Source organism: Rhodococcus sp. Z6_132 (genome assembly GCF_058133635.1).
This window is the reverse complement of record NZ_JBYUNP010000001.1, coordinates 882,527-900,094: the sequence shown is the minus strand read 5'-3', so window position 1 is coordinate 900,094 and position 17,568 is coordinate 882,527. Positions and strand designations below refer to the sequence as shown.

The 17,568-nt window shown below is 71.4% G+C and carries 16 protein-coding genes; 8 read left to right on the top strand and 8 right to left on the bottom strand.

Annotated features, from left to right (window positions below):
• Positions 1-31: 31 nt before the first annotated feature.
• Complete coding sequence (locus tag AC3YO9_RS04225) at positions 32-880, bottom strand: LysR family transcriptional regulator (RefSeq protein WP_489982243.1); 849 nt, start codon at positions 878-880, stop codon at positions 32-34.
• 105 nt (positions 881-985) lie between these two features.
• On the opposite strand from AC3YO9_RS04225, the gene AC3YO9_RS04220 reads away from it, so the two are divergent.
• A complete protein-coding gene (locus tag AC3YO9_RS04220) occupies positions 986-1,708 on the top strand; it encodes an SDR family oxidoreductase (RefSeq protein ID WP_489982242.1) in 723 nt (240 codons plus the stop codon).
• A gap of 54 nt (positions 1,709-1,762) precedes the next feature.
• On the opposite strand, the gene AC3YO9_RS04215 is transcribed toward AC3YO9_RS04220, so the two are convergent.
• Positions 1,763-3,028: an NAD(P)/FAD-dependent oxidoreductase gene (locus AC3YO9_RS04215; protein ID WP_489982241.1), complete on the bottom strand. Its 1,266-nt coding sequence runs from the start codon at positions 3,026-3,028 to the stop codon at positions 1,763-1,765.
• A 111-nt stretch (positions 3,029-3,139) separates the two neighbouring features.
• Between AC3YO9_RS04215 and AC3YO9_RS04210 the strand changes: the two genes are divergently transcribed.
• A complete protein-coding gene (locus AC3YO9_RS04210; RefSeq protein ID WP_489982240.1) occupies positions 3,140-3,628 on the top strand; it encodes a ribonuclease H family protein in 489 nt (162 codons plus the stop codon).
• Here the strand turns inward: AC3YO9_RS04210 and AC3YO9_RS04205 are convergent.
• Positions 3,625-4,704 carry a tocopherol cyclase family protein gene (locus AC3YO9_RS04205; RefSeq protein ID WP_489982239.1) on the bottom strand — a complete coding sequence of 360 codons (1,080 nt, stop codon included), beginning with the start codon at positions 4,702-4,704 and terminating at the stop codon, positions 3,625-3,627. The genes AC3YO9_RS04210 and AC3YO9_RS04205 overlap by 4 nt on opposite strands.
• A 7-nt stretch (positions 4,705-4,711) precedes the next feature.
• Positions 4,712-5,425: a lysophospholipid acyltransferase family protein gene (locus AC3YO9_RS04200; RefSeq protein ID WP_489982238.1), complete on the bottom strand. Its 714-nt coding sequence runs from the start codon at positions 5,423-5,425 to the stop codon at positions 4,712-4,714.
• Between the two features lie 354 nt (positions 5,426-5,779).
• On the opposite strand from AC3YO9_RS04200, the gene AC3YO9_RS04195 reads away from it, so the two are divergent.
• Positions 5,780-6,676 (top strand): alpha/beta fold hydrolase, encoded by an 897-nt coding sequence (locus AC3YO9_RS04195; protein ID WP_489982237.1) that lies wholly within the window; start codon positions 5,780-5,782, stop codon positions 6,674-6,676.
• On the opposite strand, the gene AC3YO9_RS04190 is transcribed toward AC3YO9_RS04195, so the two are convergent.
• Complete coding sequence (locus AC3YO9_RS04190; protein WP_489982236.1) at positions 6,629-8,524, bottom strand: WS/DGAT/MGAT family O-acyltransferase; 1,896 nt, start codon at positions 8,522-8,524, stop codon at positions 6,629-6,631. The two genes, AC3YO9_RS04195 and AC3YO9_RS04190, sit on opposite strands and share 48 nt — an antisense overlap.
• Positions 8,525-8,665: 141 nt before the next feature.
• On the opposite strand from AC3YO9_RS04190, the gene AC3YO9_RS04185 reads away from it, so the two are divergent.
• Positions 8,666-9,880 carry an alpha/beta hydrolase gene (locus AC3YO9_RS04185; protein ID WP_489982235.1) on the top strand — a complete coding sequence of 405 codons (1,215 nt, stop codon included), beginning with the start codon at positions 8,666-8,668 and terminating at the stop codon, positions 9,878-9,880.
• 39 nt (positions 9,881-9,919) lie between these two features.
• On the opposite strand, the gene AC3YO9_RS04180 is transcribed toward AC3YO9_RS04185, so the two are convergent.
• Both AC3YO9_RS04180 and AC3YO9_RS04175 read right to left on the bottom strand, forming a co-directional pair.
• Entirely contained in the window at positions 9,920-11,179 is a 1,260-nt protein-coding gene (locus tag AC3YO9_RS04180) for an NADH:flavin oxidoreductase (RefSeq protein ID WP_489982234.1), read from the bottom strand.
• The gene (locus AC3YO9_RS04175; protein WP_489982233.1) at positions 11,176-12,198 is read right to left on the bottom strand and encodes an NAD-dependent epimerase/dehydratase family protein; all 1,023 of its coding nucleotides are present in this window, start codon (positions 12,196-12,198) and stop codon (positions 11,176-11,178) included. The genes AC3YO9_RS04180 and AC3YO9_RS04175 overlap by 4 nt, the downstream gene beginning before the upstream one ends.
• Before the next feature lie 108 nt (positions 12,199-12,306).
• Between AC3YO9_RS04175 and AC3YO9_RS04170 the strand changes: the two genes are divergently transcribed.
• Entirely contained in the window at positions 12,307-12,864 is a 558-nt protein-coding gene (locus AC3YO9_RS04170; RefSeq protein ID WP_127784454.1) for a TetR/AcrR family transcriptional regulator, read from the top strand.
• On the opposite strand, the gene gdhA is transcribed toward AC3YO9_RS04170, so the two are convergent.
• Positions 12,861-14,207: an NADP-specific glutamate dehydrogenase gene (gene gdhA / locus AC3YO9_RS04165; RefSeq protein ID WP_127784453.1), complete on the bottom strand. Its 1,347-nt coding sequence runs from the start codon at positions 14,205-14,207 to the stop codon at positions 12,861-12,863. The genes AC3YO9_RS04170 and gdhA overlap by 4 nt on opposite strands.
• Positions 14,208-14,353: 146 nt before the next feature.
• On the opposite strand from gdhA, the gene AC3YO9_RS04160 reads away from it, so the two are divergent.
• The 3 genes from AC3YO9_RS04160 (at position 14,354) to AC3YO9_RS04150 (ending at position 17,565) form a co-directional block, all read left to right on the top strand.
• Positions 14,354-15,664, top strand: coding sequence for a phosphatase PAP2 family protein (locus AC3YO9_RS04160; RefSeq protein ID WP_489982232.1), 1,311 nt, complete (start codon positions 14,354-14,356; stop codon positions 15,662-15,664).
• Between the two features lie 274 nt (positions 15,665-15,938).
• Positions 15,939-16,709, top strand: a complete 771-nt coding sequence (locus AC3YO9_RS04155) for an MlaE family ABC transporter permease (protein ID WP_127784451.1) — start codon at positions 15,939-15,941, stop codon at positions 16,707-16,709.
• A 4-nt stretch (positions 16,710-16,713) separates the two neighbouring features.
• Positions 16,714-17,565: an MlaE family ABC transporter permease gene (locus tag AC3YO9_RS04150; protein ID WP_127784450.1), complete on the top strand. Its 852-nt coding sequence runs from the start codon at positions 16,714-16,716 to the stop codon at positions 17,563-17,565.
• Positions 17,566-17,568: the final 3 nt, after the last annotated feature.

The window sequence follows — 17,568 nt, the reverse complement described above, 5'->3', positions numbered from 1 at the left end:
GTTTGCCCTGTTCCTGTGCACGGTGCCCAAGCTAGAGGCGGGTCGCCGTCCGGACGAGGTCGGCGACTACCCGGGAGCGGCTGTGCGTCGGCCACGCGATGACGGTGGTGACCGCGGGTGCGTCGACCACCGGGACGGTGGTGTGGCCCTCGCGCAGCTGGGCGCGGACCGATTCCGGCAGGATCGCTGACGCCCGACCCAGGGCGATCATCTGCAGCACCTGGGTGTGGTCGTGGGCCTGCGGGCCAGGACCGTCGGGGTACGTGCCGTCGACGCGGGGCCAGCGGGGCAGCGGCAGTCCGGGCAGCGCGGACACCTCGGCGGTGGTGACGTGCTGGCGGCCGGAGAACGGGTGCCCGGCCGGCAGCACCGCCACCTGCCCCTCGGTGCACAGCTCCTCGGTGTCGAACCCGGCGGTGGCGTCGAAGGGCTGGTGCAGCAGGGCGACGTCGGCGCGGCCGTCGGCCAGCAGCTGCGCCTGCTCACCGATTCCACAGAGGACCACGTCGACCGTGGCCGAGCCGGGCTCGGCGGCGTAGGCGTGGAGCAGCTTGGCCAGCAGCTCGCTGGACGCGCCCGCCTTGGTGGCGAGCACGACGGCGGGCTCACCGGCTGCGGCCAGGGCGGTGCGGCGGGTGCGACGCTCGGCAGCCGCCACCGCGGCCAGCGCCGCTCGCCCCTCCTCCAGCAGCACCGACCCGGCCTCGGTGAGGGTGACCGCGCGGCGGCTGCGCTCCAGCAGCGTCGCGCCCAGGCGGCGCTCGAGCTGGCTGATGGCGCGCGACAACGGGGGCTGCGCCATCCCGAGCCGCTCTGCGGCCCGGCCGAAGTGCAGCTCCTCGGCGACGGCCACGAAGTACCTCAGCTCTCGGGTTTCCACCCCGCAACGATACCCAGACCCTCCCTGTATCGATACCCGTGCGGTATCACGGCTCACCCGATCGGTCTTGGACGCTGCCACCCTGGGCCGGGCACAGTTGCCGGCATGAGCGAACAGAGAACAGCGCTGGTGACCGGCGCGAACAAGGGCATCGGGTACGAGATCGCGGCCGGCCTCGGCCGCCTGGGGTGGAGCGTGGGGGTGGGCGCCCGGGACGACCAGCGCCGCGATGCCGCGGTGGCCACGCTGCGGGCGGACGGGATCGACGCGTTCGGGGTTCCGCTGGACGTCACCGACGACGCCAGCGTGGCGGCAGCAGCCGAGCTGCTCGCCGAGCGCGGCGGCCTGGACGTGCTGGTGAACAACGCCGGGATCACCGGCAGCGCGGAGCAGCGGCCCACCTTGGTCGACCCCGCCACGGTGCGCGCGGCCGTGGAGACCAACGTCATCGGCGTCATCCGGGTGACCAACGCGGTGCTGCCGCTGCTGCGCCGCTCGGCCGCGCCGCGCATCGTGAACATGTCCAGCAGCGTGGGGTCGCTGACCCTGCAGAGCGCTCCCGGCTCGGACACCGGTCCCATTTCGGCCGCGTACTCGCCGTCGAAGACGTTTCTCAACGGCATCACCGTGCAGTACGCCAAGGAGCTGCAGGACACGAACATCCTGATCAACGCCGCCTGCCCCGGCTTCGTCGCCACCGACCTCAACGGCTTCCGCGGCACCCGCACCCCGGAGCAGGGCGCTCAGGTGGCGCTGCAGCTGGCGACGTTGCCCGACGGCGGGCCCACCGGCGGGTACTTCAACGAGGATGGGCCGCTGCCCTGGTGACCGTCGCCGCCAGGTCGATCGCGCGGGCCGGCCACGCGCCCTCTTTGGGTGCGGCTAGCGCAGCGGGTCCAGCTGACTGAGCACGTCCGGCACCGGATGCCCGGTGATCGCGTCCGCCAGCAGCCGCCCGCTGGCTGGACCCAGCGCCACGCCCCACATGCCGTGCCCACCGGCCACGTGCACCCGGGGTGAGCGGGTGCGGCCCAGCAGCGGCAGCCCGTCGGTGGTGCACGGCCGCGAGCCCACCCACTCCTGGGTGCGGGCGGCCCAGTCCACCCCGCGCAGCATCGGCCGGGTCGCCGCCACGATCGCCTGCACCCGGCGCGGGTCCAGCGGGGCGTCCGGGCGGCGCAGCTCCATCATCCCGGCCACCCGCAGCTGATCCCCGCCCAGCGGCGTGCAGGCCACCCGCTGGGTGGGGAAGTACACCGGGTCGTCCACCGGCGCCTCGGTGCGCACGGTGAAGCTGTACCCGCGCCCGGCCTGCACCAGCGCCCGCACCCCGAACGGCCGGGCCAGGGTGTTCAGCCGGGCACCGGTGGCCAGCACCACCGCGTCGGTACTCACCTGCTCACCCGCCGGGCCGAGCACCTGCACCCCGCTCGCCGTCTCCCGCACCTGCCGCACCGGCCAGCCCGCCGACACCTCCCCGCCGCGGGCGCGCACCGAGTCGGCCAGCGCCGCGAGGAAGCGCGGAGGGTGCAGGAACCGCTGCCCGTGCAGCCGCAGCCCGGCCACCACGCCCTCGCCCAGCGGCAGCCCCAGCGCGTGCGTCTGCTCCCGGTCCAGCAGGTCGTAGGCCACCTTGCCGCCCAGCTCCTGCACCGCCTGCAGCTCACCCACCAGCACCTCCCGCTCCGCGACGTCGGCGAAGGCGGCCACGAAGGGATCGGCGACGTGGGTGGGCTCGGGCACCGGGTGCGGGCCCTCAGCCAGGGCGTCGTAGGCCTCCAGGGCCAGCGGGGTGAGCTGCTGGTACACCGCCAGCGCGCGGCGCCACCGGGACTCGGTGCAGTGTCGGGCGAAGCCCACCAGGAACCGCAGCAGCCGCGGGTCGGCGGTCAGCGGCACGTACACCGGCGAGGACGGCCGCAGCATCGCCCGCAGCCCGTAGCGCAGCACCGCCGGCTCGGGCAGCGGCAGGGTGAGCGCCGGCGTCAGCCAGCCCGCGTTGCCCCACGAGGCGTCCGCGGCCACCCCGGTCGCGTCCAGCACCGTGACCCGCACGCCGCGCTCCTGCAGGAACCATGCCGCGCTCAGCCCCACCATGCCGGCGCCCACCACGACGACGTGCTCCGGTCGCGCTCCTGCACTCGCCACGTGACGCCTCCCGCCGCTTCGCACCAGCCCGCGTCGACTCAGTGTGGACCGCGACGCACCGGCGCGACAGGGTGGCGCCGGTCACCCACCCCGGGCCGCCATACTGGCGCGGTGATCATGGTCAGCACGGACGGCTCCTGCCTGCGCAACCCCGGGGGAGCCATCGGCTGGGCCTGGGTGAACCACGAGGGCACGTCCGCCTCGGGCGGCGCGGCGGTGGGCACCAACCAGATCGCTGAGCTGCAGGCGGTGCTGGAGGCCATCCGTGCGCACCCGGGCAGCGACGAGCTCTACATCGAGTCCGACTCCCAGTACGCCATCAAGTGCGCCTCGGTGTGGGTGCAGGGCTGGAAGCGCAAGGGCTGGAAGACCGCCTCCGGTGGGCCGGTGAAGAACCTGGAGCTGGTCAAGGCCATCGAGGCGGCCATTGCCAGCCGCGCCGGCACGGTGCGCTTCCAGTGGGTGAAGGGCCACCAGGGCAACCACTTCAACGAGAAGGCCGACGTGCTCGCCGGCCAGGCCGCCCTGCTGGCCGCGGCCGGCAAGCTCCCCGTGGCCGCCGCCACGCCGGCACCGCCGGAAGACCTCTCGCTCTTCTAGCCCCGGGATGGTCCTGGCGGTGCGCCGGTGGCCCCGGGCGCCCCGCCGCGACGGGCGACCTCCTGGGCGGCGCGGTCGATCGAGCCGTGCTCCAGCGCCGCCAGCGCCGACTCCCCCTCCCACACCAGGCGTCCCCGGCGCTTCACCCGCACGCGCATCCGCCCGCCCAGGTGCTCGATGGCCCCGGGCACGTTGCGTCGCTCGGCCGGCAGCGGCACCGGCAGCACGTGCGCGGCGTGCAGCGGGGAGCTGGCGTCCACGTCGACGCTCCAGCCGAGGCTGCGCCCGTGCAGCAGCCACCGCTCGTCGCTCACCTCCGCCCGCACCGGGGAGACCACCGGGTCGCCCAGGCGCACCAGCGTGCCGTCGGGCAGCAGCACCACCAGCGCGGTCACCTCGGTGTGCAGCGGACCCGCGGTGACCTGCCCGCCGGCGAAGGCCACGCACACCTGCGGCTCGGTGAAGGCCTGCGCCTGCCCCCACCACCAGGAGTCGGGGAATCCCCCACGGCCCCAGTTCTTCTCCGCGTACACCTGCGCGCCGTCGAGGTCCCACCGCTCGCCGCCCAGCACGGCGCTGCCCTGCGCGCGACCGCCCAGCAGCCACGGGTGCCAGTACTGGTTCAGCGCCGGCACCGACTGGAACACGCTGGAGCCGCCCCAGCGCCGCCGCGGCCAGGGCACCGGGTTGGTGATCCGCACGTCCAGGCGCGCGTCCGGACCCAGGTCCACGGTCAGCCGGTCGCCCTCCCCGCGGAAGGCTGACCCGGCGTGGGCGCCGATGCCCACCGGGGCGGCCGCGCCCTCGCCGTGGACGGTGGTGCGCAGGAAGCCGTTGGGGTGGCTGGCCAGCCCGAGCGTGGCCCAGTGCCCGTCCTCGGCCCGGTTGACGCCGTTGAGGGCGAGCACCACCCGGCCGGTGTCGGGCTGGGTGAACCGCCAGAAGTAGCCCTCCATGGCCACGCCGTGCGCGTCGCGGGGGTCGCCGAAGGGCAGGTCGGCGCCGGTGGCCCGGTAGGCCTGCAGCAGCCGGCCCGGCAGGGTGCGTGCGGTGGCCGGCGTGGTGGGTGCGGTCATCGAGGGATCATCCCAGCAGCGGGAACGAGCGGTGCCCGGCCTGCAGGGTCATCGACTCCTGCAGCGCGTCGACCACCTCCTGGTACTTGGCCTGCACGAAGTCCGGGTCCTCGGCCATCTCCGGGTCGTCCCCGACGTCCACCACGGGCAGGAACTCGGTGCGGATCTTGGCCGGCAGCGGCACCTGCGGGATCACGCCCGGGGCCAGCCCGAACGGGAAGCCCAGGGCGATGGGGAACGACTTGGCCCGGGCCAGCTTGTCCAGGCGCAGCAGCCGGGCCAGGGTGCGGCCCTCGGTGAGCATGAACAAGGTGTCCGACCCGCCGACGCTGGCGACCGGCACGATGGGCACCCCCAGCCGGGTCGCGAGCTTCACGAAGCCCATCCGGTCGTCCAGGATGGCCTGGTCGCGCTGGGTCCACGGTCGCAGCGCGTCCACGTCACCGCCGGGCCACAGGATGACGTCGTGACCGGCCTCGAGCGCCTCGGTGATCGCTGACTTGCTGGCGGGGACGGTGCCGATCTTGCGGAGGAACTGGCCCCAGCCGGGCAGGGACATGAGCACGTCGTGCGCGGTCCCGTGCAGCGGACGGTCGGCACCAAATCGGCGATACCACTGAAAGCCAGTCAAGTACGCCTCCACCGGCAGCAAACCGCTGGCGTGCACTCCGATCAGCAGGGCGGGCGATTTCGGAAGTCGTTCCCACCCTTTGATTTCCATCCGAAAGTACCAATCAAGCACCGGCTGTGAAGCCCAGACGAGAAACTGCTGAAAACGTTCGCCGGCACTGTCCAGGGAGTACTCGTTTGCCCGACGATCGATCAATCCCCGAAGTCCCCCAGCGGATTTCTCGTCCGACATACCTCTCCTCCCGTGGTTGTGACACGGATCGTGGTGCCTGCCAGACTCTATGGGGTGGGTCCGCAGTTCGCTCGCCGACTTCGGTGGGCGGCTTTGCGCCTGGGTGGATTTGTGCTGGATAACGGCATGGGCGCAATACCGCATCGGGTCCGACGGAAATGGCGCGTCGTGCCCTACCCTCCGATGGTGGAGATGCGTTCAGCACTCCGACGGATGAAGGAGCCCAAAGACGTGCTCAGTGACCTGCCGTTGAGTGGTGTGCGCCGCCTCGTTCCGCTGCCCGAGCTGGTGGGTCGGCACGTCGGGCAGGTGGTCGACCTCCCCGGCCGCGGCCAGACCTACGTCACCGACATCGGCCGCCGTGAGGGGCCCACCCTGGTGATGCTGCACGCGCTCGCCTGCACCGCGATGCTCACCTGGTACCCGGTGCTGGAGGAGCTGAGCAAGCGCTACCGGGTGGTGCTGCTCGACCAGCGCTGGCACGGCCAGGGCATCCGGGCCGCGGGGTCCTCGCTGGACGACGCGGCGAGCGACGTGGTGGCGGTGGCCGACGCGCTCGGCATCGACCAGTTCGTCCCGGTGGGGTACTCGATGGGTTCGCTGGTGGCCCAGCTGACCTGGCGCCAGCACCCCTCGCGGGTGGCGGGCCTGGTGCTGTGTGCCACCAGCAGCTCCTTCAAGCGCAACAGCCGGGACCGCCTTGCCATGCGGTTGACCGAGATGGCGGTGTCCACCACGCGTCGTCGCGCCGAGCACCTGGCCACGCTGGCCCCGCACCCGTACCTGCCTGCGGAGGAGACCTACCGGTGGGTGCTGGGCGAGTTCCGTTCCACCAGCCCGCTGGCGCTGGGGCAGTCGGTGTCGGCGATCAGCCGGTTCAACTCCTCGGAGTGGATCGGTGACGTCGACGTCCCCACGTCGGTGGTGATCACCGGGCGTGACCGCATCATCCCGCCGGGGCGCCAGCGCTGGATCGCCAACCAGATCTACGGCTCCACCAGCTACGAGATCCCGGCGGGGCACGCCTCCTGCGTGTTGAACGCGGAGAAGTTCAAGCCAGCGCTACTGGCTGCCTGTGCCTCCGTCGCCGGTCGGTTGGCTCCCGCCTGACGCTGCGGAGCTGGTCGAGCCGGTAGCCGTGCTGGGACCGGTGGCCTTGGCCGCCGTCTTGCGCGGTGCGGTCTTGCGCGGTGCGGTCTTGCGTGGTGCCGCCGCCTTCTTCGTAGCGGTGGACTTGGCGGCGGTCGTCGCAGCTGCGGCCTTGCTGGCACTGGTCTTCGTGGCAGGGGTCTTGGTCGCTGTCGTCTTGGTCGCTGTCGTCTTGGTCGCTGCCGTCCTGGGTGCTGTCGTCTTGGTCGCTGTCGCCTTGCTTGCAGCCGCCTTGGTGGCGCCAGCTTTGGAGGCGGTCTTGGTGGCAGCGCTGGTGGCCTTCTTCGCCGGCGCCTTGCGCATCGCCTTCTTGGTGGAGACTGCCTTCTTGGCCGGGACCGCCTTCTTGGCCGGGGCTGCCTTGGGGGCAGTGGGGGCTGCCTTGGGAGCGGTGGGGGCCTCCTTGCCGGTGCGCTTGCGCGCCGCGGCCACCAGCAGCTCGATCTGGCGCGGGACCTCGTCGGCGATCGCCCACGGGTTGGGCACCTGCTCGAGGCACGCGATGATGCCCACGTCCAGCTTTCCGTTGTTGGACAGCACCGTGACATTGAGCCCCGCACCGTGGAACACCGGGCCCAGCGGGTACAGCCCCAGCACCTCAGCGCCCAGGAAGTACATCGGGATGGGTGGCCCGGGCACGTTGGAGATCACCAGGTTGTAGACCACGGGGTGCCGCTCGGCCAGGCGCAGGCTGGAGTACGCCCGCACGGCCAGCCCGAACGTGGTGGGTGCCGCAAACTCCGCCCAGTCCTGCAGCATGGCGGCACTGATCGTCTGGTGGTGCTCCTTGGTGACCGCGTTGTCCGTGGCGATCGTCTCCAGCCGCTTGACCGGGTCGGCGATGTCGGTGGGCAACGACGAGAACAGGCCGGAGACCTTGTTGCGACTGCTCCCGCTGGCGGCGTTCTCGTCCTCGCGCACCGAGACCGGCACCATCGCCAGCAGCGGGCTCTCGGGCAGCTCGCCCCGAGACTCCAGGTAGCTGCGCAGGGCGCCGGCGCACACGGCCAGCACCACGTCGTTCACCGTGGTGCCGAAGGCGCGCTTGATCTCCTTGACGTCGTCGAGGTTGGCAGCGGTGAAGGCCACGCTGCGGTGGCCGGTGATGGTGCCGTTGAACGAGGTGCGGGGCGCGGAGAACGGCGGCGGCATGGAGTCTCCGCGCTGGTGGCGGACTATCCAGTCGCCGGCCAGTGCCACCGTCTCCGGCAGCAGCTTCACGATGTCCAGGGGGCGCAGCGCCAGGTGGGTGATCCCGTCGATCGCCAGGCGCAGGGCACTGGGCTTGCGGGCCGGACGATAGCTGGGGTCGGGCTCCGGGCGCGGGGCGTCCGGCTCGATGCCGCAGAGCGCGCCCAGCAGGTTGGCCCCGCTCACGCCGTCCACGCTGGCGTGGTGCATCTTGGTCATCACGGCGATCTTGCCGTCGGCCAGCCCCTCGATCACCCAGAACTCCCAGAGGGGGCGCTGGCGGTCCATCGGTATCCCGGCGATGTGCGCGCAGGCCTCGGCCAGCTGCTCACGCCCGCCCGGGGCCGGGATCGCGGTGCGGTGCAGGTGCCGGTCGATGTCGAAGTCGGCGTCGTCGATCCACACCGGGTGGTCGACATTCAGCGGCGAATCGTAAAGCTTTCGTCGAAACGCCGGAATTGCGCGGGTGCGCAGAAAGATCTCATGCTTTAGCTTGTCAAACGAATATCCGTCGGGAACGGTCTCCGGGTCAAGCTCCAGCAGCCCGCACACGTGCAAGAGCTGGGTCGGGGTCTCTAGGTAGAGAAAGCTGGCGTCAAGGCCGCTGAGGCGTTCCATTCCCGGGATGGTAGCCGCAAGATAGAACCAGTTCTAGGCAAAAGATAGGATTGCGCAATGGGTCTCGGACATGTGGGTAGGCAGGCGCTCCAGCTGGCGGCGATCGGAAATGCCGTACGGCCGTACGGCAAGTCCTGGTCGGTGATTCCTGCCTTCTTCTCCGGGTGGCTCACCACCGAGCTGGCGCCGCACCTGCTGGCGCTCAACGCGGCCGGTGCAGCGCTGCACGTCCGCAGGCACGGCACCCGCGGGTGGGACGACCGGCTGGCGCTGGCGCTGCAGGCGGTGTCCGCCGCGGGCTACGTCAAGCTGATCCGTGACTCCCAGCTGGCCAAGGGCGAGATCGAGGACGCGCTGCGGGAGGCGCTCGGCGACGACTACGCCTCCGGCCTGGAGCGGGAGCCGGACGCCGACGACCTGGCCACCCCCTGGGGCCAGCTGGCGATGCCCTTCCGGATGGCCAACGACGAGGTGGTCCGCGAGTCCAACATCGCCTACGCCGAGGGCGGGAAGCGCTACCGGCTGGACGTCTACCACGGCCGGGAGCCCCAGCAGGGCCGGCCGGTGCTGCTGCAGGTGCACGGCGGCGGCTGGGTGATCGGCCACAAGGCGCAGCAGGGCGTGCCGCTGATGCAGCACATGGCCGAGCGAGGCTGGATCTGCGTGGCACCCAACTACCCGCTCAGCCCCAGGGCGAAGTGGCCCGAGCACGTGGTGGCCCTCAAGCGGGCCATCGCCTGGGTGCGGGAGAACATCGCCGACTACGGCGGAGATCCCTCCTTCCTCGCCGTCACCGGCGGGTCGGCCGGCGGGCACCTGGCCGCGCTCTTGGCGCTGACCTCCGACGACAAGAGCTGGCAGCCCGGCTTCGAGGACGCCGACACGTCGGTGCAGGCCTGCGTGCCGCACTACGGCGTGTACGACTTCGCCGGCCAGACCAACACGGCCGCCGCGGTGCAGCGGCGCGAGGAGGTGCTGGGCCGGGTGGTGATGCCCGCGCGCTACGAGGTGGACCCGCAGTCCTACCTGCAAGCCTCACCCCTGGAGCGGATCACCGAGGACGCACCGCCCTTCCTGGTCATCCACGGGCGGCTGGACTCGCTGGTGCCGGTGGCCGAGGCGCGGGAGTTCGTCCAGCGGCTGCGGGAGATCTCCCCCCACCCGGTGGCCTACGCCGAGATCAGCGGGGCACAGCACGCCTTCGACATCTTCCCGTCCATCCGCAGCGCCCACGTGGTGCGCGGCGCCGAGCGCTTCCTGAGCTGGACCTACCGGCAGGCCACGGCGCAGCAGCCGCCCACGCCGACCGACCCGGACGAGAGCGCACCGACGGAGGTCGCCGCGCCGCAGGGCTAGCCCCGAGCAAGCCGCGGCAGGGCCGCGGGTGCCGGGTTGCTAGTGCAGCGCCGGCTCGGGGACGTCGGCCAGCACGCACCGGGTGCCGGTGTAGATGGTGGGCATGCACTTGTTGCAGTGCACGCACAGGCCGGTGGTGCGGCCCTTGGACTGGTACTGGTTGATCAGGTCCGGCTCGCGCAGCAGGGCCCGGGCCATCGCCACGAACTGGAAGCCCTCGTCCAGGCCGAGCTGGATGGTGTCCAGCTCGTTGATGCCGCCGAGCAGGATCAGCGGCATGTCCAGCGCCGCCCGGAACTGGCGGGCGAAGGGCAGGAAGAACGCCTCCTCGAAGGGGTACTCCGGGAACAGCATCTTCTTGCCGAACGCGCGCAGGCCCCACCCGACCACCGTCGCCTGGGTGGCGGCGAGCTCGCGCAGCGGCACCTCGCCGCGGAAGAAGTACATGCCGTTGAGCAGCGAGCTGCCACCGGTGAGCTGCATCGCGTCGAGGTGCCCGTCGTCCTGCAGCAGCCGGGCGAACTGCAGGCTCTCCTCCAGCCACAGCCCCTGGGGGACGCCGTCGGCCATGTTCAGCTTGGCGGTGACGGCGACGCCGGAGCCCACCACCTCGCGCACGGCGGCAACCACCTCTCGCGGGAAGCGCGAGCGGTTCTCGATGCTGCCGCCCAGGTGGTCCTTGCGGCGGTTGAGGTTGGGACTGAGGAAGGAGCTGAGCAGGTAGTTGTGCCCGAGGTGGATCTCGATGGCGTCGAATCCGGTGTCCACCGCGACCTGCGCGGCTCGGCGGAAGTCGCCCAGCACCCGCTCGAGCTGGGCCGGGGTGGCCGCCTTGACCAGGCCCATGCCCGGCGCGCTGAGGCGGGTGGACGGCCCCATGCTGGGCATCCGGTTGGACCGCTGGTCAGCGACGTAGCCGGCGTGGCCCAGCTGGGCAGCGACCAGCGCGCCCTCGGCGTGCACCGCGTCCGTGAGCCGGCGCAGCTCGGCGTCCTGCTTGCCGTCCATCACCAGGGTGTTGCGGTGCACCCGCCCGTCCGCGGAGACCGCGCAGTAGGCCACGGTGGTGAGCGCTGCCCCACCACGGGCGACCCGGGCGTGGAAGTCGATGAGGTCCTGGGTGATCGTGCCGCGCGGCATGACGCCCTCGAAGGTCGCGGCCTTGATGATGCGGTTGCGCAGGGTCAGCGGTCCCAGCCTGGCCTGCTCGAAGGGCACGGCACCGGTGGGCGCTCCCACGCCGGGCGTGCCCAGCGAGGCGCGGGTGGTGCTGGGCGTGCCGGGCTCGGGCGTGGTCATTGCTGGTCCCTCTCGGTGGGGTTGGCGAGGGCGCCTGCCGGTGCGGTCTGGCGCATGGTGTCCATCAGGGCCTGCCGGATCGGGCGCCAGGTCAGGCCGAGCTCGGAGCGGGTGCGGGAGTCGTCCATGGGGGTGGCCGCGGTGAGCAGCCAGGCCGCCTCGTAGCTGATGCCTGCCGACATCGGCAGGAATCGTCCGACGAGGTCGCTGATCCGGCCCAGCGTCCGGATGGCGCCCTGGCTCATCGGGATGCGCCGGATCTTGCGTCCGGAGAACTCCTCCAGCAGGTCCACCATGGTCCCGAAGGGCACCATCTCGCCGCCGCAGACGTAGCGGCGCGGCCCGCGGCCTGGCTCCATCAGCGCCGTGTGGACGGCGGCCACGTCGCGCACGTCGATCATGGCCATGCCGCCGTCGAAGACGGGTGCCACGCCCAGCTGCAGCATGGCGGCCCAGCCCATCGCGGTGATGCCCCGCTGGGTGCCCGCGGCCGGGCCCACCACCGAGGAGGGATAGGTGATGACCACGGGAGCGCCGCCGGCCTGCAGCCCACGGGCGATGCGGTCGGCGGCGGACTTGGTGCGCCCGTACGCGCTGCGCCCGTCAGCGGTCTCGCTGTCCGGGCCGATCACCGGGTCCTTGCAGGGGAACAGCGCGCTGTAGCTGGCCACGTGCACGATCGGGTCGAGCCCCAGGCCGACCGCGCGGGTGAGCAGGGTGGCCGTCGCCTGGGTGTTGACCTGCCACATCAGCTTCTCGCGGCTGTCGTCCACCCCGACGATGCCCGCGGCGTGCAGCACCGCGTCGCAACCGATGAGCAGCTCGGTGATGACGTCACCGTCGCGGACGTCCCCGACCACGGTCTCCAGCGCGGTGACGTCCACGCCGAGTGCACCCAGGGAATCCTGCGGCGAGTCGTCGGGATGGATCAGCAGGCGCACCTGGTGGCCGGCGTCGAGCAGCGCCTTGGTGGTGTGGGCACCCAGGTACCCGGTTCCGCCGGTGACCGCGATCTTCATCCGTGTCCTCTGCTCGGAGTGCGCCCCCGCGGGCCAGCCACATCCTTGTTACGGTACCACTGGCCCCGAAAAAGGGGAATGGTTCTTCACCAGCTGTCGGGAGCTTTCATGAGTTCACCAGCCGCAGGACGTCCGCGCGACCCGCGCATCGACACCGCCGCGCTCGCCGCCACCCGGGAGCTCCTGCTGGAGGTGGGCTGGGAGGAGATGAGCATGCGCTCCATCGCCGCCCGCGCCGGGGTGGGCCGCTCGGCGCTGACCCGGCGGTGGCCGTCCAAGGCGCACCTGGTGCTGGACGCGCTGCTCGGCGAGGCGCCGGACCTCACCCCGTTCGCGGGCACCGACCGGCGCGGCTGGGTGCAGTGGGTCGTCGACGGCGCCAGCGAGCTGTTCTCCCGCCCGGAGGTGCGTGCTGCCGTGCCCGGGCTGCTGGCGGCGCTGCGCGACCGCGAGGACCTGCGCACCGAGCTGTGGCAGGGCTTCTCCGTCCCGGCCACCGCGATGTTCGCCGGTGCCGACGACGAGGGACAGGCCCTGCGGAGCGCCCGTGCCGCCCTGGTGCTCGCCGGCGGGGCCGCCCTCCTGCTCAGCCTGGTGGCCACGGAGGACGACACCCCGCAGGTGCACGAGGAGATCGTTCGGCTGCTGGCGCCGATCGCCGACTAGACCAGCCCCTGGGCGTGCATCGCCTTGGCGACCCGCAGGAACCCGGCGGCGTTGGCGCCGAGCACCAGGTTGCCGGGCTCGCCGTACTCCTCGGCCGTCTCGAAGCAGTCGGCGTGGATGCGCTGCATGATCTCGGCCAGCCGCTGCTCGGTGTAGGCGAAGCTCCAGCTGTCCCGCGAGGCGTTCTGCTGCATCTCCAGCGCCGAGGTGGCCACCCCGCCGGCGTTGGCCGCCTTGGCGGGGCCGAAGGCCACACCCGCGTCCTGCAGCACCGCGAGGGCGTCCGGGGTGGTCGGCATGTTGGCGCCCTCGGCCACGGCCACGCACCCGTTGCGCACCAGGCGGACCGCGGCGTCCTCGTCCAGCTCGTTCTCGGTCGCCGAGGGCAGCGCCACCGTGCACGGGACGTCCCACACCGACCCGTCCTTGACGAAGCTGGCGCCGGGCGTGCGGTCGGCGTAGTCGCTGATGCGGCCGCGCTCGACCTCCTTGATCTGCTTGAGCAGGTCGAGGTCGATGCCGTCCTCGTGCACCACGTAGCCACCGGAGTCGGAGCAGGCGATGACCTTGCCGCCCATCTGGTTGACCTTCTCGATGGCGTAGGTCGCCACGTTGCCCGAGCCGGACACCACCACGGTCTGGCCCTCCAGCGAGCTGCCGCGCGCGGTGAGCATCTCGGAGACGAAGAAGGCCAGGCCGTAGCCGGTGGCCTCGGTGCGCACGCGCGCCCCGCCCCAGCCCAGGCCCTTGCCGGTGAGCACGCCCGACTCGTGCCGGTTGGTGATGCGCTTGTACTGGCCGAACATGAAGCCGATCTCGCGCGCGCCCACGCCGATGTCGCCGGCGGGGACATCGGTGTACTCACCGATGTGGCGGTAGAGCTCGGTCATGAAGGACTGACAGAACCGCATGATCTCGCTGTCGGAGCGGCCCTTGGGGTCGAAGTCCGACCCGCCCTTGCCGCCGCCGATCGGCATGCCCGTCAGCGCGTTCTTGAACACCTGCTCGAAGCCCAGGAACTTCACGATGCCCAGGTACAGCGAGGGGTGGAAGCGCAGGCCGCCCTTGTAGGGGCCCAGCGCAGAGTTGAACTCCACCCGGAAGCCGCGGTTGATCTGCGGGTTGCCGGCGTCGTCCTGCCACGGCACCCGGAAGATGATCTGGCGCTCGGGCTCGCAGATGCGCTCGATCATGTTGAAGGTCGTGTACTCCGGGTGGCGCTCGAGCACCGGTGCCAGGGAGTCGACCACCTCGCGAACCGCCTGGTGGAACTCGCTCTCACCGGGATTTCGGCGCAGCACTCCCTCGTAGATGTGCTCGATCGTCGCTCGGATGTCCGACATGACGCCTGGGTCCTCTCCTCGGTGTCTGCGCGGCAGCGGGGGTGTGCACCGCGCACGGCGGACCGCGATGACCTGTCCGGGTCCGCGCGCTCCCCCTACAGGCTGGCACGAAGCCGGGAGCGGTCTTCGTCCACTACCGTCTTGCTGTGCTTCTCGCGGACCCCACCACCACCACCCGGGCGTGGCTGCGATCGCACCTGCGGGTGCTGCTGGGAGTGCTCGCCGGTCTGGTGCTGCTCGGTCTGGTGGAGGCACTCTGCGCGAGCCAGCAGCTCACCGGCCCGACCCTGGCGCTGCTCAGCGTGTACGTCACCGAGCAGCCCTCCGCGCCGGGCATCTACTGCGGCCTGCTCATCGCGCTGGTGCTCGCGCCCCGGCGGCTGTGGTGGCCCACGCTCGGCGCTGCGCTCGCGGTGGATGCGGTGCTGTCGCTGGCTCGGCTGGTGGTCAACGGCGAGGTTCGCTCGGTGGGCGCCGGCGCGCTGGTCGCCCTCACCGGCCTCGCGGTGCACGCCACGACTCGACTGCACGGCGCCGAGCGGCTCGCCGCCCTGCGGGGGCTGGGCTGTGGCGCGGCCCTGGTGGCGGCCACCGCGCTGGGCAACGTCTGGCTGGAGCTGACGGCGGCGCTGCGCCCGGAGGTGCTGGACGAGTACCTGGCGGTCGCCGACCACGCGCTGCTCTCCCCGGCGTGGCTGGTGGGCCGGCTCTTCGACCACCTGGGCGTGGTGGGCCACTACTTCTTCCTCACCGTGTACTCGATGCTGCCGCTGATGGCGGTGTTCGCCGCCGGGGTGCAGCTGTGGCGGGGCTGGCAGCGGCACAACATCATGCTGACCTTCGTGGCGGTGGGGCTGCTGGGACCGGCGCTCTACCTGTTGTTCCCGGTGGTGGGGCCGATGTTCGCCTTCGGTGCCGACGGTGGGGAGTTCGCCTACTCCACGCAGTGGCCTGACGTGGTACCCGTGGTCGCGGCACCCGAGCCCCTGCTGTTCAACGACTTCACCCCCCGCAACTGCATGCCCAGCCTGCACACCGCGTGGGCGGTGGTGATCTTCGTGCACACCCGGCCGATGGGGCGGGCGATGCGCGCGGTGGGCACGTTCTGGCTGGTCGGCACCCTGGCCGCCACCCTGGGCTTCGGCTACCACTACGGCGTGGACCTGGTGGTGGGCGCGGTCTTCGCCCTCACCATCGAGGCCGCCCTGCGCTCCCGCGTGCACGGCTGGTCGGCGGGACGGGTGTGGCTGGTGGCCGGTGGCAGCGCGGTGGTGGCCCTGCTGCTGCTCAGCTTTCGGTACGCCGCGTCGCTCTACGCCGACCGGCCGGCCGTGCTCGGAGTGCTGGTGCTGGCCGCGCTGGGGCTGGTCTGCGTCGGCTACGGCCGGCTGCCCGGACGCCAGATCGCGACGCCCCGCACGGGCCAGGCAGCAGGGGGCACGGCCCCGTCCAGCTGAGCTGGGACACCGCACCGGCTCTGGGTGCTCCGACCGGGGCAAATTTGCTGTTTGCGCGATCTTTCGATACGCGCCGCGGAGTGTCTACTGTGATCCCGCGCACCTATTTGGCGCTGCCGACGTTGAGTACTCGGGGTCGGTGGCCAGGTCCGTTACCAGGATTTGACACCGCAGAGCTGTAACGTGTTCTAGTTAGTATGGTTCTTGTCACACTCAGAACCCGGCGGGCGTCACGTCTGCCGGTCGGCGAGGCGGAGAGGGGGCGGGCGCGACGATGGCGGTTCCTGCGCTGATCGACACGCCGTTGCGCAACCTCGGCAGCTTCTTCGCGATGACCCTGGACGTGCTCCGGTTCTCGTGGCGCCGTCCCTACCAGTGGGGCGAGTTCGTCGACCAGTGCTGGTTCATCGCGCGGGTCTCCATGCTGCCCACCGTCCTGGTGGCGCTGCCGTTCACCGTGCTGGTCAGCTTCACCCTGAACATCCTGCTCAAGGAGATCGGCGCGGCCGACCTCAGCGGTGCCGGCGCCGCGCTCGGCGCGGTCACCCAGGTCGGCCCGATCGTCACCGTGCTCATCGTGGCCGGTGCCGGTGCCACCGCCATCTGCGCCGACCTGGGCGCCCGCACCATCCGCGAGGAGATCGACGCGATGGAGGTGCTGGGCATCGACCCCATCCGTCGCCTGGTGGTCCCGCGGGTGCTGGCCTCGACCTTCGTGGCGCTGCTGCTCAACGGGCTGGTGGTGTCCATCGGCCTGCTCGGCGGCTTCTTCTTCTCGGTCTTCCTGCAGGACGTCAACCCCGGGGCCTTCGTCTCCGGGCTCACCCTGCTCACCCACCTGCCCGAGGTCGTGATCTCCGAGGTCAAGGCGGGTCTGTTCGGCCTGATCGCCGGGCTCGTGGCCTGCTACCGCGGGCTGTCGGTCAAGGGCGGTCCCAAGAGCGTCGGTGACGCGGTCAACGAGACGGTGGTCTACTCCTTCATGGGTCTGTTCGTCATCAACGTGATCGTCACCGCGGTCGGCATCAAGGCAACGGCGGGCTGAGTCGATGGCTATCGCGATGACCGGAAAGTTCCCCCGCACGCGGCGCGTGGGCCAGCGCTTCTCCGGGTCCACGGACAGCTTCGGCGAGCAGGCTGTCTTCTACTGGACCGCGCTGCGCTGGTCCTGGCGGGCGGTCACCCACTACAAGAAGGAGACCCTGCGGCTGATCGCCGAGATCAGCATGGGCTCGGGAGCGCTCGCCGTGATCGGCGGCACCGTGGTCATCGTGGGGTTCCTGACGCTGGCCTCGGGCGCGACCATCGCGGTGCAGGGCTACAGCTCGCTGGGCAACATCGGCGTGGAGGCGCTCACCGGGTTCTTCGCCGCGTTCATCAACGTGCGCATCGCCTCGCCGGTCATCGCCGGAATCGGCCTGGCCGCCACCATCGGTGCCGGCTCCACCGCCCAGCTCGGCGCCATGCGGATCAGCGAGGAGATCGACGCCCTGGAGGTCATGGGCATCCCCTCCATGCCCTACCTGGTCACCACCCGAGTGGTGGCCGGGCTCATCGCCATCATCCCGCTGTACTCGCTGGCCGTGATCATGTCCTTCCTGGCCAGCCGGTTCGCCACGGTGGTGATCTACGGGCAGTCAGGCGGGGTCTACGACCACTACTTCACGACGTTCCTGATACCTACCGACATCTTGTGGTCGTTCCTGCAAGCCATCTTGATGGCCGTGGTCATCATGCTGATCCACACGTACTACGGCTACACCGCCAGCGGGGGTCCCGCCGGCGTGGGTGAGGCCGTCGGCAACGCGGTGCGCGCCTCGCTCATCGCCGTGGTGGTGGTGACCCTGCTCGTCTCCCTCGCCATCTACGGCGGCACCGGCAACTTCAACCTGTCGGGATGAGGG